Source organism: Streptomyces sp. XM83C (assembly GCF_023072675.1).
Classification (GTDB): Bacteria; Actinomycetota; Actinomycetes; order Streptomycetales; family Streptomycetaceae; genus Streptomyces; species Streptomyces thermocoprophilus.
The window spans coordinates 18,085-36,809 of the sequence record NZ_JALLGL010000027.1 but is presented as its reverse complement, the minus strand read 5'-3'; the positions used below and the strand labels follow the sequence as shown (position 1 = coordinate 36,809).

The following is an 18,725-nucleotide window of genomic DNA, read 5'->3' as shown; positions in this document are numbered from 1 at the left end:
CCTTCTCTTCGGGGGAGGTCACCCGCCCCCGACACACCAAGGGCGGGTGACCTCCCCCGAAGAGAAGGTCACCCGCCCCTCACAGCGACACGCGGGACGGCTACCCGGCCGCCGCCGCGTCCGCCGCCTGCGCCTTCAGCGCCCGCTCGACGCCCGCGCGGGACTCCGACACCAGGCGCCGCAGCGCCGCGTTCGGCTCCGCCGACTCCAGCCAGGCGTCCGTACGGTCCAGGGTGTCCCGCGACACCTGCACCGACGGGTACAGGCCGACCGCGATCTGCTGGGCCATCTCGTGCGACCGGGACTCCCAGATGCCCTTGACCACCTCGAAGTACTTCGCGGTGTACGGCGCGAGCAGCTCCCGCTGGTCGGTCTGGACGAAGCCGGCGATGACGGCCTCCTGCACGGCGTTCGGCAGCTTGTCGGAGTCCACGACGGACGCCCATGCCTCCGCCTTGGCCTCCGGCGTCGGCCGGGCGGCGCGGGCGGTCGCGGCGTGCCGCTCACCCGCGGCGGTCTTGTCCCGCTCGTACTCGCCGGCGATCTCCGCCTCGTCGAACCGGCCCACGGCCGCGAGCCGCTGCACGAACGACCAGCGCAGCTCGGTGTCGACGACCAGACCCTCCACGGTCTGCGTGCCGTCCAGCAGCCCCTCCAGCAGGTCGAGCTGCTCCGGCGTGCGGGCCGTCGCCGCGAACGCCCGCGCCCACGCCAGCTGGTGGTCGCTGCCCGGCTCCGCCGACCGCAGATGGGCCAGCGTGGCGTCGGTCCAGCGGGTCAGCAGCGCCTCACGGGCGGACGGGTCGGCGTACAGGTCGACGGCGAGCTTCACCTGACGGTGCAGCGACTGCACGACACCGATGTCCGACTCCTTGCCGATGCCGGACAGCACCAGCGACAGATAGTCCCGCGCCGGCATCTCGGCGTCCCGCGTCATGTCCCAGGCGGACGCCCAGCACAGCGCGCGCGGCAGCGACGCCTCGAAGTCGCCGAGGTGCTCGGTGACGACCCGCAGCGACTCCTCGTCCAGCCGGACCTTGGCGTACGACAGGTCGTCGTCGTTGAGCAGCACCACCGCCGGACGGGCCCGGCCCACAAGCTGCGGTACGGCCGTCAGCTCGCCGTCGACGTCCAGCTCGATCCGCTCGGAGCGCACCAGCTTGCCGGACGCCTCGTCCAGGCCGTACAGGCCGACCGCGATGCGGTGCGGGCGCAGAACCGGCTCGCCCTTGGCACCGGCGGGCAGCGCGGGCGCCTCCTGACGGATGCCGAAGGAGGTGATGACACCGTCGGCGCCGGTCTCGATCTCCGGGCGCAGCACATTGATGCCGGCGGTCTCCAGCCACGCCTTCGACCAGGCCTTCAGATCGCGGCCGGAGGTCTCCTCCAGCGCGCCCAGCAGGTCGGACAGCCGGGTGTTGCCGTACGCGTGCCGCTTGAAGTAGGCCTGCACACCGCGGAAGAACTCGTCCTCACCGACGTACGCCACGAGCTGCTTCAGCACGGAGGCGCCCTTGGCGTAGGTGATGCCGTCGAAGTTGACGAGGACGTCGTCCAGGTCGCGGATGTCCGCCATGATCGGGTGCGTGGACGGCAGCTGGTCCTGCCGGTACGCCCACGTCTTCATGGAGTTCGCGAACGTCGTCCACGAGTGCGGCCAGCGCGAGCCCGGCGCGGCGGCCTGGCAGGCGATCGACGTGAACGTGGCGAACGACTCGTTCAGCCACAGGTCGTTCCACCACTCCATGGTGACAAGGTCGCCGAACCACATGTGCGCCAGCTCGTGCAGGATGGTCTCCGCGCGCACCTCATACGCGGCGTCCGTCACCTTGGACCGGAAGACGTACTGGTCGCGGATGGTGACCGCGCCGGCGTTCTCCATCGCGCCCGCGTTGAACTCCGGCACGAACAGCTGGTCGTACTTCTTGAACGGGTACGCGTAGTCGAACTTCTCCTGGAACCAGTCGAAGCCCTGCCGGGTCACCTCGAAGATCGCGTCCGCGTCGAGGTACTCGGCGAGCGAGGGGCGGCAGTAGATGCCCAGCGGTACCGACTGGCCGTCCTTCTCGTACACGCTGTGCACCGAGTGGTACGGGCCGACGATCAGCGCCGTGATGTACGACGAGATCCGCGGGGTCGGCTCGAAGACCCACACATTGTCCTTGGGCTCCGGGGTCGGCGAGTTGGACACCACGGTCCAGCCCTCCGGCGCCTTCACCGTGAACTGGAAGGTGGCCTTCAGATCGGGCTGCTCGAACGAGGCGAAGACCCGGCGGGCGTCCGGCACCTCGAACTGCGTGTACAGGTAGGCCTGGTTGTCGACCGGGTCGACGAACCGGTGCAGACCCTCGCCCGTGTTGGTGTACGCGCAGTCGGCGACGACGCGCAGGACGTTACGGCCCTCCAGCAGGCCGGGCAGGGCGATACGGGAGTCCTTGAAGACGTCCGCCGGGTCCAGCGGGTCCCCGTTCAGGGTCACCTCGTGGACGGTGGGGGCCACCAGGTCGATGAACGACTCCGCGCCGTTCTCGGCGACGTCGAAGCGCACCGTGGTCACGGACCGGTAGGTGCCGCCCTCCTGCGCGCCGGAGAGGTCGAGTTCGATCTCGTACGAGTCAACGGTGAGCAGCTTCGCCCGCTGCTGCGCCTCTTCGCGAGTCAGGTTTGTGCCAGGCACGCGGTCATCTCCTCGTCATGTGTGGATTGCGCCATCCTTCCACGTGAGCCCTGGTCCGGGCGACGATCCCCCGGCGTATGGCAGGCCGGGCACGATGTCCGATTTCCGCCGGTACGGCGTGGCCGGGGACGCCGGCCTGAAGGCATGACCACCGACACGACCACCGACTCCAGCGCCGACACGACCACCGAGGCCACCGCGGACACGACCCTCCAGGTCACCGCCGACACGACCACCGAGGCCGCCAGGGGCGCGCCCGCCCTCACCGTCCGCCCCGTGCCGCCCGAGGTCCTCGCCGCCCTGCGTACCGCCGACGACGCGGGCCGCGTTCCCGAGCCGTTCACCGACGACGAGGGCGGCGCCCCGCTCCGCTGCTGCCTGCGCCGCAGCCGGCCGGGGGAGCGGATCGCCCTCGTGTCGTACGTGCCGCTGCGCCGCTGGACGGCCGCGACCGGCGCCCGGCCGGGCCCGTACGACGAGCCGGGCCCCGTCTTCGTCCACGCCGATGCGTGCCAGGGCCCCGACGGCGATGCCCTGCCGTTCACGGACGCCCACCGCGTCCTGCGCCGCTACTGTGCCGACGGCCGCATCCTCGGCGGCGAGCTGGTCGGACCCGGCTGGGGCACGGGCGAGCTGCGGAAAGCGTTCGACGACCCGGTCGTGGCGCTCGTCCACGTCCGGGCCGTCGAGTACGGCTGTTTCCTCTACGAGGTCACAAGGGTCTGAGGCCGGGCGTTCAGCCCTTCAGCTCCGCCGCCACCAGCTCCGCGATCTGCACCGCGTTCAGCGCGGCACCCTTGCGGAGGTTGTCGTTGGAGACGAACAGCGCGAGACCGTTCTCCACGGTCTCGTCGCGGCGAATGCGGCCCACGTACGAGGGGTCCTGGCCGGCGGCCTGAAGCGGGGTCGGGATGTCCGACAGCTCCACGCCGGGCGCGTCCTTCAGCAGCTCGACGGCGCGCTCGGGGCTGATCGGGCGGGCGAAACGGGCGTTGACCTGGAGGGAGTGACCGGAGAACACCGGCACGCGGACGCAGGTGCCGGACACCTTCAGACCGGGGATCTCCAGGATCTTGCGGGACTCGTGCCGCAGCTTCTGCTCCTCGTCGGTCTCGTTCAGACCGTCGTCGACGAGGTTCCCGGCGAACGGCAGCACATTGAACGCGATGGTCCGCTTGTACACGTTCGGCTCGGGGAAGTCGACCGCGCCGCCGTCGTGGGTGAGCTTGTCCGCGTCGGCGATCACCTTCTGCGCCTGGCCGTGCAGCTCGGCGACGCCCGCGAGACCCGAACCCGACACCGCCTGGTAGGTGGCGACGACCAGCGCCTCGAGGCCGGCCTCCGCGTGCAGCGGCTTGAGGACCGGCATCGCGGCCATCGTGGTGCAGTTCGGGTTGGCGATGATGCCCTTCGGGCGGTTCGCGACCGCGTGCGGGTTGACCTCGGAGACCACCAGCGGCACGTCGGGGTCGCGGCGCCACGCCGACGAGTTGTCGATCACGACGGCGCCCTGGGAGGCCACCTTCTCCGCCAGCGCCTTGGAGGTGGCGCCGCCCGCGGAGAACAGCACGATGTCCAGTCCGGTGTAGTCGGCGGTGGCCGCGTCCTCCACCGTCACGCCGTCCAGCTCGGTGCCGGCGGAGCGGGCCGAGGCGAACAGACGCAGCTCGTCGACCGGGAAGTTCCGCTCCTTGAGGATCCTGCGCATGACCGTGCCGACCTGACCGGTGGCTCCGACGATTCCGACCCTCACGGCGACTCCCTCTGCTTTCCGACTCGACGAGGCTTCGTTCAACGAGGCTTTTCCATCATGCGGCCGACCCGGCCCCGGCTGTCCAATTCTTTGCCTCCGGTGCCCGAGGAATGGGACGCCCCCTCGCCCGCACACGGTTCCGGAAATTTCCCCCGGACCGGCTCTGAGCTGGAGGAATTCAGTCATTGGGCGCCCCCGGCCGCAAGGTCGCCTGCCCGCCGCGCCTTCGCCCACACCCGGTGTGACGTACGCCTCCCGGACATCTCCCCGCCCGACGCGACGCGGGACCGCCGAGGGGCGGGCGGTGCGCGAAAGGGCGGGCGCCCGGAACCCGGACGCCCGCCCCCGCGGTCGTGCACCCGCCGTTACGGCGTGACGGTGCCGATCTTCACGTTGCCGAGGCCCGCGACCGTGCCGCGGGCGTTGACCAGCTGGACGCGGCCGAAGAACTCACGGCCCTCCGGCGCGGCCGACGCGGCGATGATGTTCGCGGACACCGTCGCCGACCGGCCCGTGCCCAGCTTCACCGGCGCGTCACCGTCGACGGTGACGGTGCCGAGCGCCTCGGAGAAGAACACGTCCCGGTAGTCGTACTCGGTCGTGCCGGCGGGCACCGAGTAGGCGTCCACCACGATCGTGTACGTGCCCGGAGCCGGGTCGGCGATCGACACGGACTCCTCGGAGTCGCCGTCGGCGGACTGCGCGACGGTCGCGCCGGACGCGTCGCGGACCACCAGGTCGAGGTCGGCGGAGGCGTCGGAGACATTGCCGATGGCGACGTCCAGCGACTTCGCGCCCTCGGGCACGACGACCGTGGTCACCTGGGTCTCGCCGTCCTCGATGGCCGGGCGGGCGTTCTTGGCGGAGCCGAGCGGCCCGCCGACCAGCTTGCCGTCGATGGCGGCGAACGCGTTGGTGACCGTCCAGGACGCGGGCACCGGCGTGCCGGCCTTCGCCTCGGGCACCGTCACGGTCTCCGGGTCGAAGGACGCGCCGAGCACGGACACGTTCAGCGTGTACGGGTTGTCCAGCAGCGGCGAGGTGCGCCGCGCCTCGACCTCGACCTCCCACACGCCCGGCTGCGGGTCGGCGTAGGAGCGGACGTCCGGCTTGCAGCCGTTGCCGTCGAGGTAGTTGTTGTAGCAGTACGGCGTGGAGGTGTTGTCCACCGGGACGCCGTACGGGTGGATGGAGATGAAGCGGGTCTGGCTCTTGTCCTTCAGCCCGCCGATCGCGACCTCCAGCGCCTTCGCGCCCTCGGGCACGGTCAGGAAGTACGACTGCGTGCTGTTGCGCTGCACGGACGACTTCGCGGTGAAGGTGTGCTGGACCGGCGTGGACACGACGACCGTGGTGAGGACCTGCTTGTCGATGCCCTCGGTGCGCGGGTCGTCGACCTCCAGGATCGCGCTCTTGATGCCCGCCGCCTTCGGCCTGGCCTCGACCTTGACGGTGACCGGCTTGTTCAGCGGCAGCTTCACCTCGTCACTGCCCACGATGCGGAACGTGCCGCCGGCGTTGTTCTCGAAGTGCAGCTCGTGCCGGATCGCCTTGTCCTCGCCGGACGTACGGGTCAGGGTGATCTCGTACGTCTTCTTCTGACCGGCCTTCAGACCGCCCTCGCGGTCGTACAGGCCGGTGCCGAAGCCCGGCGTCTTCAGGGCGTAGTCGATCGCGGTGTCGACCGGGGCCTTGACCGTGTACTCGTGTGCGGTGGCGCCCTTCTTGATGGCCTTCCACGCGTCCACGATGTTCAGCAGGCCGGCGCCCTCCTCGTGCGGCTGCGCGTCCTTGATGTGGTCGGCCGTGGAGGTGACCGCGGTGCGCAGCTTCGCCGGGGTGAGGTCGATGCCCTGCTGCTTGGCCGCGCTCAGCAGCAGCGCCATGGCGCCCGCCGCCTGCGGGGAGGCCATCGAGGTGCCCTGCAGCATGGAGTAGCCGGCCGGGAGGCTGTAGCCGGCCTCGGCGACCGGGCCGCCGGGCAGCCAGGTCTGCGTGGTGTTGATGGCGGCGCCCGGCGCGGTGATCGTCGGGGCGAAACCGCCGTCCTCACGCGGGCCGCGCGAGGAGAACGGCATCATCGCGTACTTGGTCTTCACCTCGGAGCCGTAGTTGGCCGCCCAGGTCTCCTTGGAGATGGACGCGCCGACCGAGATGACCTTGTCGGCCAGGCCGGGGTCGCCGATGGTGTTGGTGCCGGGGCCGGAGTTGCCCGCGGAGATCACCAGCTGGACGCCGTAGGTGTCGATGAGGCGCGTGTAGAGCTGGGCGCGCGCGTTGTTGCCGTCGTTGAGCGCGGGCAGACCGCCGATCGACATGTTGACGATGTCGACGCCGCGGTTGGCGACCAGGTCGATCATGCCCTCGGTGAGGGCGATGTTGGTGCAGCCGCCGGTCCAGGTGCAGGCACGCGAGGAGACGATCTTCGCGCCGGGCGCGGCGCCGTTCATCTTGCCGCCGAACAGGCCGTTGGCGGCGGTGATGCCGGCGACGTGGGTGCCGTGCTCGGACTCGATGACGCCGATGTTGACGTAGTCGGACTTGGCGCCGGCCGCGTTGTAGACGACGTCCTTGCGGATCTCGACGACGAACGGCTGCCGCTCGACGACGTCCGTCTTCGGGTCGTCGGTGCCGAAGTACCCGATCTGGAAGCCGTCCTTGTACGGCTTCATCGGGGTGTCGTCGGTGAAGTCGTGGTTGTTGTTCAGGTCGACGCGGACCGTGCCGGCCGCCGCGTCGTACAGCAGACCCCAGGTGTCGGTGGTGTCGCCGTCGCGGTTGGCGTCGCCCTTGGCGTCACCGCCGGTGGTGGCGGCCTCGCTGAACAGGTTGAAGGCGTACGTCCCGGCGGGCGTGGTCCAGGTCTGGCCGTTCGCCGTGAACGTCGGGCCGGTGACCTTGGTGTTCATCCGGCGCCAGGTGGCGTCGCCGTCGCTGACCGGGTCGGTCGCGGTGACCCAGTCGACGATCTTCCGCTCGCCGGTGGTGGTCTTCTGCAGCGCCGGGTGGCCGAGGTCGACGCCCGAGTCGAGGATGCCGATGGTGATGCCGCGTCCGTCGGCCTTCGGGTTCTTCTTCACGAAGTCGACGGCGCCCGTCTCGAAGGACGGGTTGTACGGGTTCTCGGCGGGTGTGTTCCTGCCGGGCGCCGGGTACTTCGCCTTGGCGCCGTGCGCGCCCTTGGCGGTGTCCGCGCTCGGCGTCGGGTCGTCGAGGGGGATGTCCTGCTTGAGGTCGATCGCGTGGACCGAGGACAGCTTGGCGGCGGAGGCGATGGCCGCGTCGGCCTTGTCGGTGGGGACGGTGGCCCGCACATAGCCGATCTTGTCGAACGTGCGGCCGACGACGGAGCCCTGGACCGCGTCGAGCTGTCCGGCGACCTGCTCGGTGCTGCCCGGAGCGGTCGCGATCATCATGGTGACGGTCTTGTCGCCGGCGGCCTTGGCCTCGGCGAGCAGATCGGCGTCGTCGGAACCGAGCTTGTCGGCGGCGGACTTCACGCCCGGGTCGGCCGCGGTGGGCGGAGCGTCCGCGGCGAACGCCGCCGGTATCGGGCCGGCCGCGGAGAGCGCGGCCACGAGGCCCGCGGCGGCCGCGACGCGCGCGACGCGTCTGGCGCGCGATATCGGGGCCCGCTGGGGGGTGTGGGTCATCGGCATCCCTCGGAGGTAAAGGAACGTACGAACGAGCGCGCACAGCTTTACCCAAGAGATGTTTCTTTGGGGAGAGTTGACCGAACCGAAATGGATCTATGGGGAAAACCCTTGGTCCGGCAGGGGTTGCCCTGCGGGGTCCCGACACGCCGGACAGGCGGGCCCCGGCACGCCGGACTCGCGGGGTTTCGCCGTGTTGCCGGCCCCGGCGCCGGCAAGGTGCCCGGGGTTCAGGCCTCCTTGGCGCGGGCGTAGTGCCGGGAGGCCTTGGCGCGGTTGCCGCAGACGGCCATGGAGCACCAGCGGCGGGTGCCGTTCCGCGAGGTGTCGAAGAAGTGCAGCGTGCACGCCTCGTGCGCGCAGGAGCGTATACGATCCGGCGCGGTGGTCAGCAGCCGCAGGTAGTCCCGCGCGGCGAGCCAGGCGGGCCCCCAGGACGGGTCCTCGAACTCCGGTTTCTCGCCCGGCCCTTCGGCGGTCAGCGTGGCCCGGACCCGGCCGTGCGCGAGCACGGCGTCGACCCGCGAGGCGCCCTCGGCGAGGGACCCGTCGACGGCCGCGCTCAGCGCGTCCCGCGCGGTCAGGGCGTGCCGCAGGGTCGCCGCGTCGGCGGTGTACTCCTCCGTCAGCCCGTTCGCCTCCAGCCAGACGGCCAGCCCGTCGGTGTCGCGGAGCAGATCCTGCACGGCCCCGTCCCGCAGCCACCGCGTGTTGAGCAGGTCCAGCGCGAGCGGCTCACCGGTGAGCGGACGCGGATCCGGCGAGGTCGGGGGCATGGTGGACTCCTTCCGTGCTGACCGGTCGGACGTACGGCACCGGCAGCACCGCCCATTGTAACCCCTTACTATGCATCCACAGGTTAGAGAGGTGTCTGTCACGGAAGACCGCCGGACGAGGACCAGGACGGCCGGAACTCGCCCAACCAGTGGAAAACGGAGCAACTTCCCGCCTGCCCGCCGGGTTTCTCCCCGTGATCGCACACGGAGGCGACCGACCACGACGAAGGGGGAAGACATGGCGGTACGGAAGGCACTGGCGGGAGCGGTGGCCGTCGTCGCATCGCTCGCGCTCGCCACACCCGCCCTCGCGGCGGGCCCCAGGACGCACCACGACGCCACCCGGCAGGCGCTGCGCGCGAACGTGGAGGCCGGCGCGCCCGGCGTCACCGCGACGGTCACCGAGGGCCGCACCACCTGGTCGGCCGCGGAAGGCGTCGGCGACCTGCGCCGGGGCACACCCCGCTCGACGGCCGACCACTACCGCGTCGGCAGCATCACCAAGACCTTCGTCGCGACCGTGCTGCTGCAACTGGAGGCCGAGGGCAGGATCTCCCTCGACGACAAGGTCGACACATGGCTGCCCGGCGTGGTCCGCGGCAACGGCCACGACGGCCGCCGTATCACCGTCCGGCAGCTGCTCAACCACACGAGCGGCATCTTCAACGTCACCGAGGACAAGGAGTTCCAGCGCGCCTACTTCCTCAAGGACGGCTTCTTCGCCCACCGGTACGACACCGTGGACCCGCGCCGGCTCGTGGAGATCGCCATGGCCCACCGGCCGGACTTCGCGCCCGGCACCTCCTGGCACTACTCCAACACCAACTACGTTCTCGCCGGAATGATCGTCGAACGCGTCACCGGACGCCCGTACGGCGAGGAGATCCGCCGCCGGATCATCGCCCCTCTCCATCTGCGCGCCACGTCCGTTCCCGGCACCAGGACGACCCTGCCGAGGCCCGCCTCCCGCGCCTACGGCAAGCTCGCGGAGACGACGACGGGACCCTCGTACGACGTCACCGAACTCAACCCGTCGATGGCGTGGGCGGCCGGCGAGATGATCTCCGACTCTGCCGACCTCAACCGCTTCTACACCGCCCTGCTGACCGGCCGGCTGCTGCCGCCCCGCCAGCTCGCCGAGATGAAGGACACCCGTCCCGTGCCCGACGCGGCCGGCGAGCGCTACGGCCTCGGCCTGATCGAACGGGAACTGTCCTGCGGCGTCCGCGTCTGGGGCCACGACGGCGGCATCCACGGGTCGATCTCCTCCGCCGTCACCACCGCCGACGGCCGGCACGCCCTCGCCCTCAACCTCAACGGAGACTGGGCGGGCGACCCCGAAGCGGTGATCGAGGCCGAGTTCTGCGGCCCCGGGCACAAGTGACCTGACGCCTCCCGAGGCCCCGCCCCGTGCCTCGACGGCACGAGGAGGGCCATGACCGCCCCCCTCCGGCGGTCATGGCCCTCCTCTCCCCTCCTGGACGCCGCCCCGGTCCCCCTACCGGGGCAGCACCACCACATAGGCGGCCGGGTCCCGGTCACCGGCCGCCATCAGCGCCGTACGGACCACCGTCGCCTGCTGCTCCATCGCGTCCCGCAGCTTCTTCGGCGTGATGTGCACGACCGTGATGCCGAGCCTCTCCAGCGTCTCCCGCTTGCGCGCGTACTCCGACCACATCGCGTCCTCGTCCTGCCGCGGCGCCCGCGTGTCCAGCTCCACCGCCACCGCCTGCTCCGGCCAGTAGGCGTCCAGACCGCCCAGATGCGGGCCGCCCGGCAGCCGCAGATCCACGTTCCACACCGGGTCCGGCAGCCCGTACTCGCGGACCATCCGGTACAGCCGGTCCTCGGCGATCGCCCGGCCCTCCGCCAGCAGTGAGTCCACCGCGTCCACCACGTGCGGACGCCCCAGCAGTTTCGCCTGAGTCAGCTCCCGCACCACCGACGCCGGTTCGCAGTGCCCGCCGCGCACCGCCTCGGTCAGCAGCCGCCGCACCACGGCAGCGTCCGACAGATCCGCCACCGCGTCCGCCAGCGCGCGCGGCACCGGCGCCACCGGCACCCCCGTCACCTGCTGCGGCACCGGCAGGGCCGGCGTGCGGATCACCCGCGCGCACCCCGTCGAACGCAGCCGGCGCAGCCGCGGCACCAGCACGTCGATCGTCTCCAGGGCGAGCAGCGAGGGCGTGGAGGTGAATCCGTGCAGGGTGAGCGCCGCCCGACCGGTGATCATCGCTTCCCGGTAGGCGGGCGGCGTGCCGTGCGGGTCGTCCGAGCCCGGTTGCGCCGGCACCCCCGCCGGCGTGGACGGCCCGGACTCCCGCGACGCGTACATCAGCACCGCGTGCAGCCGCTCCTCGCCGGTCGGCGGGCCCGGGTGCAGCAGGACCACACCGGGCAGCAGCTGCTGCCACGCACCACCGGGGCGGCACTGCTCGGTCAGCTCGGCGGTCGTCACGCCGTAGGTCCGCAGCTGCGCCACCGTCAGAACGCGCCGCCGGCCCGCGGCGAGGTGGCGAAGGGGGCGGGGGGAGGCCGGGGAGAGCGGGGTGTTGTGGTTCATGCCGCTGAGATTCCCGCGCCCGATCCGCCCCTTAACCGCTGTTACACGCCTGTCGACAAAACCGGACAAGTCTGCACTAAAGGATGCGTGTTCGGGTGCCGATCAGGCGCGGAAAACCCCTGGTCCGAACGGGTCGGTCCAGGGGTCACGGTTCCGATTGCCTGAATTCCGTAACGGTCACCGACCGCCCAGGCTCAGGCCATAGGTCAGGCGGTGGCGGCCTCCGCGTCGCACGCCTGGCCGCGCAGCGCCCGCGCCAGGTCGTCCCGTGCCTCCAGCACCAGCCGGCGCAGCGCCGGCGCCGCGTCCTCGTGCGCCGCGAGCCACGCGTCGGTCGCGGCCAGCGTCTCCGGGGAGTCCTGCAACGACGGGAACAGGCCCCGCACCACATGGATGCCGATCTGGATCGACCGCTGCGCCCACACCCGCTCGATCGCCGCGAAGTACTTCTCCGCGTACGGCGCGGTCAGCTCCCGCTGCGAGGGCCGCGCGAAGCCCTCGATCGTCGCCTCGGTCAGCGCGTTCGACAGCGCGTCGGACTCCACGACCTGCGCCCACGCCTGCGCCTTGACCGCGGCCGACGGACGGGCGGCCAGGCAGCGCACCTGGTGCCGCTTGCCGGACGCGGTGTCGTCGCGGGCCAGCTCGGCCGCGAGGACCTCCTCGCCGGCGGCGCCGTGCGCGGCCAGCGGCTCCAGGAACGCCCAGCGCAGTTCCTGGTCCACCTCCAGGCCGTCCACCTTCTCCGTGCCGTCGAGCAGACCCCGCAGCAGCGCCAGATCGCCCTCGCCGGAGGCGACGGACGCGAAGAACCGCGCCCACGCCAGCTGGTGCTCGCTGCCCGGCTCCGCGGCACGCAGCTCGCGCAGCGCGCCCTCGGCCAGCAGCCGCCCGCCGGTCTCCCGCCAGGCGGGCGCCGCGTAGTGCACCAGCGCGGACTCCGCCCAGGCGTGCAGCATCTGCACCACGCCGATCTGCGACTCGCGGCCCGCAAACCGCAGCACCAGGTCGACGAAGTCCCGCGCGGGCAGCAGCGCGTCCCGCGTCATGTTCCACAGCGCCGACCAGCACAGGGCGCGGGCCAGCGGGTCGGTGAGGTCGCCGAGGGCGGCCTTGAGCGTCTCCAGCGACGTCGCGTCGAAGCGGGTCTTGCAGTACGTCAGGTCGTCGTCGTTGACCAGCACCAGCTCCGGGGCCTCGGCCCCGGCCAGCTCCGCCACGACCGTACGGGCGCCGTCGACGTCCGTCTCGGCCCGTGCGTACCGCTCCAGCGCGCCCGCCTCGGCACGGCGGTACAGGCCGACGGCGACCCGGTGCGGACGCAGCTCCGGGTGCGACTCGGGAGCCTCCTGCACGACCGCCAGCTCCTCGATCCGGCCGTCGGCGCCCAGCAGCACCTGCGGGGTGAGCGAGTTGACGCCGGCCGTCTGGAGCCAGGAACGCGACCAGGCCGTCATGTCCCGGCCGCTGGTCTCCTCCAGCACCGACAGCAGGTCGGCGAGGCGCGTGTTGCCGTACGCGTGCCGCTTGAAGTAGCGGCGGGCGCCCTCCAGGAACGCGTCCTGCCCGACGTACGCCACGAGCTGCTTCAGCACGGAGGCGCCCTTGGCGTAGGTGATGCCGTCGAAGTTGAGCTTGGCGTCCTGAAGATCGCGGATGTCGGCGGTGACGGGGTGCGTGGACGGGAGCTGGTCGGCGCGGTACGCCCACGCCTTGCGGCGGTTGGCGAAGGTGATCCAGGCGTCCTCGAAGCGGGTGGCGCCGACGTTGGCGAACGCGCCCATGAAGTCCGCGAAGGACTCCTTCAGCCACAGGTCGTCCCACCACACCATGGTGACGAGGTCGCCGAACCACATGTGCGCCATCTCGTGCAGGATCGTGTTGGCGCGGCCCTCGTACGCGGCCCGCGTCACCTTCCCGCGGAAGATGTACTCCTCCCGGAAGGTCACCAGGCCCGGGTTCTCCATCGCGCCGAGGTTGTACTCGGGCACGAACGCCTGGTCGTACTTGCCGAACGGGTACGGGAAGTCGAAGTGGTCGTGGAAGAAGTCCAGGCCCTGCTTGGTGACGAGGAACACGTCGTCGGCGTCGAAGTGCCGGGCCAGGCCCTTGCGGCACATCGCGCCCAGCGGGATCTCCAGGCGTGTGCCGTCCTCGAAGGTCCGCTCGTAGGTGTCCGTGACGTAGTGGTACGGCCCCGCCACCACGCAGGTGATGTACGTCGAGATCGGCTTCGTCTCCGCGAACCGCCACACGCCGTCCGTCTGCCGGCCGGCGCCGTTGCTCCACACCGTCCAGCCCTCGGGCGCCCGCACCTCGAACCGGAACGGCGCCTTGAGGTCGGGCTGCTCGAAGTTGGCGAAGACGCGGCGGGAGTCGGCCGGCTCGTACTGCGTGTACAGGTAGACCTCGCCGTCCTCCGGGTCGACGAAGCGGTGCAGGCCCTCACCGGTGCGGGAGTAGGCGCACTGCGCGTCCACCACCAGCTCGTTGTCGGCGGCGAGGTCCTCCAGCAGGATGCGGGAGCCGTCGAACACCTCTCCCGGGTCGAGGTCCTTGCCGTTGAGCGAGACGGCGGTCACGCTCGGCGCGATCAGGTCGGCGAAGCTGCTCGCGCCCGGCTCGGCGCAGCGGAAGCGGATCGTGGTGACCGAACGGAAGGTGCGCGGCCCGTCGCCGTCCTGCTCGCCCACGGCGGAGCGCAGGTCGAGGGACACCTCGTACCCGTCGACGGACAGCAGTGCGGCCCGCTCCCGGGCCTCGTCACGGGTCAGATTCTCACCGGGCACGGACGGTTCTCCCTCACGGCGTCTCGGATGCTGAACAGCACCGATCCTGCCACGCGCTCCTGACACGGCACAGCGGGAGACCCCTGCGGAAACGGGAATGGAGGGCGCTCGGGAGGTGTTGCCGCAGCGGAAGACGTTCACCGGTGAACCATCGCCTCCCGAGGAGAGACATGTCGGAGAAGACCCCCGTCGACTTCTGGTTCGACCCGCTGTGCCCGTGGGCCTGGATGACCTCGCGCTGGGTGCTGGAAGTCGAGAAGGTCCGCGACATCGAGGTCCGCTGGCATGTGATGAGCCTGGCCGTCCTCAACGAGGACAAGCTCGACGAGCTGCCCGAGAACTACCGGGAGATGCTGGAGACCAAGGCGTGGGGCCCGGTCCGCGTCGTCACGGCCGCGCAGGAGGAGCACGGGCCCGAGGTGCTCGGCGACCTCTACACCGCGCTCGGCACGCGCATCCACAACGAGGGCATGGGCCCGGAGAAGGAGGCCGTGGCGACCGCGCTCGCCGACGTCGGCCTGCCCGCCTCCCTGATGGACCACTGGGACGACACCCCGTACGAGGAGCAGCTGCGCGCCTCCCACAAGGAGGGCATCGAGAAGGTCGGCCAGGACGTCGGCACCCCGGTCATCGCCGTGCCGGGCGCCGACGGCGAGCAGATCGCGTTCTTCGGCCCGGTCGTCACGCCCGCCCCGAAGGGGGAGGAGGCGGCCCGGCTGTGGGACGGCACCCTGGCGGTCGCCTCCGTGCCCGGCTTCTACGAGATCAAGCGCACGCGTACCAAGGGCCCGGACTTCAGCAACCTCTGAGCCGGCGCGGGGGTCAGAGGTCCTCGGGCAGATTGCCGCCCACCCGCCAGTTGTCCTTGCGCTGCACCCGCCGGCAGCCCGGTGTGGTGCAGCGGTGGTAGGCCTGCGGGCGGAACTTCTCGGCCCGCTCGCTCGGATATTCCTCGACGACGGCCCGGGTGGCCTCGACCTCTTCCTCGGTCAGATCCCGGAACCGCCGCAGCGGCCCCCGGCAGGTCGGATTGGGACACCGCACATCGCCCACGCGGACCTCCTCCACGCACGGAAGAACAGCAGCGTAGGCGTCATACCCCCGCCCCCGGCACCCCGGAACCGGCCCTGCGGGGGGCGTGCCCCGGACAGCCCTCCCGGCGGGCGTCCCTCCGTGGCCGGAAGCCCCCGCGAGTCACGTCCTCGCGGGGGCTTCCTTCTGGGGCCTGCCGCGTGACGGGTGAGAAGACGATCACGAGGCAGGGGCCTGGGGGCGGCGGTCAGGGCGCGAGCAGCAGGGCGTTCGTGCGGGACCTGGCGGCCTCGTAGCGGCGGGCCACGTCCTGCCAGTTGACGACCTGCCACATGGCGTCGATGAAGTCGACCTTCTGGTTGCGGTACTGCAAGTAGAAGGCGTGCTCCCACGCGTCGAAGACCAGGATCGGCGTGGCGCCCTGGCCGACGTTGCCCTGGTGGTCGTAGACCTGCTCGACGATCAGCCGGCCGCTCAGCGGCTCGTAGGCGAGGACGCCCCAGCCGGAGCCCTGCGTGGTCGCCGCGGCCTTCGACAGCTGCGTGCGGAACGCGGCGAACGAGCCGAACGACTCCTTGATCGCCTCGGCCAGCTCACCCACGCCGTCCGCGGCGAGCGGCTCGCCGCCGCCCTCCTTCGGGCCGGTCATGTTCTGCCAGTAGATGGAGTGCAGGATGTGGCCGGACAGATGGAAGGCGAGGTTCTTCTCCAGGCCGTTGATCGCGCCCCACGCCTCTTTCTCCCGCGCCTCCGCGAGCTGCTCCAGCGTGTCGTTGGCGCCCTTCACATAGGCCGCGTGGTGCTTGTCGTGGTGCAGCTCGATGATCTCGGGACTGATCACGGGCGCGAGCGCGGAGTAGTCGTACGGCAGGTCAGGCAGCGTGTAGACGGGCATGGGGTCCCTCTCCGGCCTCTCGTCGAGTCCTTATTGCAAGCTCTTCGCAAGAACAACCTAGCAGCAAGAAGCCCCCGTGTGGATCACACGGGGGCTCAACGGGGGTTCGGCGGGAACTCCGCGGGCTCCTTGACGCGCCCCGAGGGTCAGTCGCGGGCCCGGACCCGCTGCCAGGCACAGCCGATCCCGGCCAGCACCAGCGTCATCGCGCCGGTCGAGTACAGCTGCACCCGCGTGCCCGGCTCCCGCGCCATCAGCACGAACACGGCCGCCATCCCGGCCAGCGCCACCCATGTCAGCCACGGGTACGCCCACATCCGCACGACCAGCTTCTTCGGCGCCTCACGCTCCAGCCGCCGCCGCAGCCTCAGCTGGGACACCGCGATGAAGATCCATACGACGAGGATCACCGCACCGATCATGTTCAGCAGCCAGGAGAAGACATCGTCCGGCCGCCAGTAGCTCAGCAGCACACAGCCGAAGCCGACGACGCACGACACCAGCACCGCCACCCGCGGCACCCCGCCCGACACCCGCGCCAGCACCCTCGGTCCCTGCCCGCGCTCCACCAGCGAGTACGCGATCCGCGAGGAGCCGTAGATGTTGGCGTTCATCGCGCTCAGCAGCGCCACCAGCACGACCACGTTCATCAGCTGCCCGGCGCCGGGGATGCCCAGCTCGTCCAGCGCGGCCACGTACGGGCCCGTCTCCACCACGGCCCTGGAGTCCCACGGCACGAGCGTGACGATGACCGCCATCGAGCCGATGTAGAACACCGCGATACGCCACATCGCCGTGCGCACCGCCCGCGCCACGCCCCGCACCGGGTCCTCCGACTCGGCCGCCGCGATCGTGACGGTCTCCAGACCGCCGTACGCGAACACCGACGCGAGCAGACCGACGATCAGCCCCTCGCCGCCGTTCGGCAGGAACTCCGTCAGATGCGAGGCGCCGGGGGAGTCCGTGCCGGGCAGCACCCCCGCGATCGCCAGCACGCCCAGCACCAGGAACAGCGAGATCGCGCCGACCTTCAGCGCCGCGAACCAGAACTCGAACTCGCCGAAGTTCTTCACCGCGGCCAGATTCGCCCCGCAGAAGACGACCATGAACAGCGCCACCCACGCCCACTCCGGCGTACCCGGCAGCCACCCGGTGACGATCTTCGCGGCACCGATGCCCTCGAGCCCGACCGCCGTGCACAGCAGCACCCAGAACGACCAGCCGGCGGTGAACCCCGCCCACGGCCCGATCGCCCGCTCGGCATGCGCCGAGAACGAACCCGACGACGGATACGCCGCCGACATCTCGCCCAGCATCCGCATCACCAGCATCACCAGCAGCCCGGAGAGGGCGTAGGCGACGACGATCGACGGGCCGGCGGCGGCGATCCCCGCGCCGGACCCGACGAACAGGCCCGCGCCGATCACCCCGCCCAGGGCGATCATCGACAGATGGCGCTGCTTGAGACCGTGCGAGAGAGCGGAGCCGTGCTCCTCCCCCCGGCCGGTGTCCGGCGCGGCCGACGCCTGCGACGAGGTGTCCGTGGTCCTGCTGCTGTGCATGGGGGTGGTTCTCCCCTGGGCATGAAGGCGGGCAAAAACCCCGCCAGTCTGGGCGGACCGTCCGCTCACACGGACAGCCCGCCCAGTATCCGGACACCCTTCATGCGGAGAGCGATCCTCCGGTTACGCCGCCACGGGCGTGTAGTGCGACGCGTCGCCCTCTACGGACCAGCTCTCCTTGCCCTCGACGCCCACCGGCACGTCACCGGCGACGGTCACCCGGTGCAGGCGGCGCGGCTGCCCGTCGTAGTTGTCGACGGCGTAGTGCTGGGTGATCCGGTTGTCGAACACCACCAGCTCGCCCACCGCCCACCGGTGCCGCAGGATGTTCTCCGGGCGTGTGACGTACGACTGGAGCAGATCCAGCACCTTGCGGGAGTCGCCCTTCGACAGGCCCACGATCCGCTGCGCGAACCCGCCGATGAACAGCCCCCGCTCCCCGGTCAGCGGATGCACCCGCACCACCGGGTGGACCGTGCGGTACCCGATCGACGTGAACTGCGCCCGCTGCGCGGCCCTCTCCTCGTCGATCGCCTCGTCCGGCACCGCGTAGTCGTAGTCGTTGGTGTGCTCCGCCCACAGGCCGTCCGCGAACCGGCGCAGCGGCTCCGGCAGAGCACGGTAGGCCGCCGCCGCGTTCGCGATCAGCGTCTCACCGCCGTACTCGGGGACCGTCAGCGAGCGCAGGCTGGTGGCCTGCGGCGGGTTCAGGACGAACGTGACGTCGGTGTGCCAGTGATTCGCCCGGCCGCGCTCACTGTCCACCGGCAGCACGTTCGGCGCGCCCTCGACGGCGCCGACCGTCGGGTGCGCGGTCGTCAGATCGCCGAAGTGACGCAGGAACGCCTGCTGGCCCGCGTCGTCCAGGCCGCGCGCGTCGAACACCAGCGCCTTGTGCGTGTTCAGCGCCTCCCGGACCGCGGTGACCTCCTCCGGGGAGAGCGGCCGGGTGATGTCCACGCCTGAGACGCGGGCGCCGATCCGTGCGGTGAGCTTGGTGATCTCCAGGGACATGGGAAAGGTCC

13 protein-coding genes are annotated in these 18,725 nt (G+C 71.1%); 3 read left to right on the top strand and 10 right to left on the bottom strand.

The window, feature by feature from the left end:
• Window positions 1–100 precede the first annotated feature (100 nt).
• Entirely contained in the window at window positions 101–2,677 is a 2,577-nt protein-coding gene (gene pepN, locus MTQ10_RS05720; RefSeq protein ID WP_247462890.1) for an aminopeptidase N, read from the bottom strand.
• 144 nt (window positions 2,678–2,821) lie between these two features.
• On the opposite strand from pepN (MTQ10_RS05720), the gene MTQ10_RS05715 reads away from it, so the two are divergent.
• Window positions 2,822–3,403, top strand: a complete 582-nt coding sequence (locus tag MTQ10_RS05715) for a DUF1203 domain-containing protein (RefSeq protein WP_247462888.1) — start codon at window positions 2,822–2,824, stop codon at window positions 3,401–3,403.
• A gap of 10 nt (window positions 3,404–3,413) precedes the next feature.
• Here MTQ10_RS05715 and MTQ10_RS05710 read toward each other — a convergent pair whose 3' ends face one another.
• The 3 genes from MTQ10_RS05710 to MTQ10_RS05700 all read right to left on the bottom strand — a co-directional run bounded on the left by MTQ10_RS05710 (window position 3,414) and on the right by MTQ10_RS05700 (window position 8,859).
• Complete coding sequence (locus MTQ10_RS05710) at window positions 3,414–4,430, bottom strand: aspartate-semialdehyde dehydrogenase (RefSeq protein ID WP_247462886.1); 1,017 nt, start codon at window positions 4,428–4,430, stop codon at window positions 3,414–3,416.
• Between the two features lie 365 nt (window positions 4,431–4,795).
• A complete protein-coding gene (locus MTQ10_RS05705; RefSeq protein WP_247462885.1) occupies window positions 4,796–8,083 on the bottom strand; it encodes a S8 family serine peptidase in 3,288 nt (1,095 codons plus the stop codon).
• Between the two features lie 230 nt (window positions 8,084–8,313).
• Complete coding sequence (locus MTQ10_RS05700) at window positions 8,314–8,859, bottom strand: CGNR zinc finger domain-containing protein (protein WP_247462884.1); 546 nt, start codon at window positions 8,857–8,859, stop codon at window positions 8,314–8,316.
• A gap of 238 nt (window positions 8,860–9,097) precedes the next feature.
• Between MTQ10_RS05700 and MTQ10_RS05695 the strand changes: the two genes are divergently transcribed.
• Window positions 9,098–10,243, top strand: a complete 1,146-nt coding sequence (locus tag MTQ10_RS05695; RefSeq protein ID WP_247462883.1) for a serine hydrolase domain-containing protein — start codon at window positions 9,098–9,100, stop codon at window positions 10,241–10,243.
• A 114-nt stretch (window positions 10,244–10,357) separates the two neighbouring features.
• On the opposite strand, the gene MTQ10_RS05690 is transcribed toward MTQ10_RS05695, so the two are convergent.
• The gene (locus tag MTQ10_RS05690) at window positions 10,358–11,422 is read right to left on the bottom strand and encodes a hypothetical protein (protein ID WP_247462881.1); all 1,065 of its coding nucleotides are present in this window, start codon (window positions 11,420–11,422) and stop codon (window positions 10,358–10,360) included.
• Window positions 11,423–11,628: 206 nt separating this feature from the next.
• Complete coding sequence (gene pepN, locus MTQ10_RS05685; RefSeq protein WP_247462880.1) at window positions 11,629–14,211, bottom strand: aminopeptidase N; 2,583 nt, start codon at window positions 14,209–14,211, stop codon at window positions 11,629–11,631.
• Window positions 14,212–14,381: 170 nt separating this feature from the next.
• On the opposite strand from pepN (MTQ10_RS05685), the gene MTQ10_RS05680 reads away from it, so the two are divergent.
• On the top strand, window positions 14,382–15,020 hold the full coding sequence (locus MTQ10_RS05680; protein ID WP_247462879.1) for a mycothiol-dependent nitroreductase Rv2466c family protein: 639 nt from the start codon (window positions 14,382–14,384) through the stop codon (window positions 15,018–15,020).
• A 13-nt stretch (window positions 15,021–15,033) separates the two neighbouring features.
• On the opposite strand, the gene MTQ10_RS05675 is transcribed toward MTQ10_RS05680, so the two are convergent.
• The 4 genes from MTQ10_RS05675 to MTQ10_RS05660 form a co-directional block, all read right to left on the bottom strand.
• Window positions 15,034–15,264 (bottom strand): hypothetical protein, encoded by a 231-nt coding sequence (locus MTQ10_RS05675; RefSeq protein WP_247462877.1) that lies wholly within the window; start codon window positions 15,262–15,264, stop codon window positions 15,034–15,036.
• 226 nt (window positions 15,265–15,490) lie between these two features.
• Complete coding sequence (locus MTQ10_RS05670) at window positions 15,491–16,138, bottom strand: superoxide dismutase (protein WP_247462876.1); 648 nt, start codon at window positions 16,136–16,138, stop codon at window positions 15,491–15,493.
• Window positions 16,139–16,284: 146 nt separating this feature from the next.
• Window positions 16,285–17,700, bottom strand: coding sequence for an amino acid permease (locus MTQ10_RS05665; protein ID WP_247462875.1), 1,416 nt, complete (start codon window positions 17,698–17,700; stop codon window positions 16,285–16,287).
• A 123-nt stretch (window positions 17,701–17,823) separates the two neighbouring features.
• Window positions 17,824–18,714, bottom strand: coding sequence for a TauD/TfdA dioxygenase family protein (locus MTQ10_RS05660; RefSeq protein ID WP_247462873.1), 891 nt, complete (start codon window positions 18,712–18,714; stop codon window positions 17,824–17,826).
• Window positions 18,715–18,725: the final 11 nt, after the last annotated feature.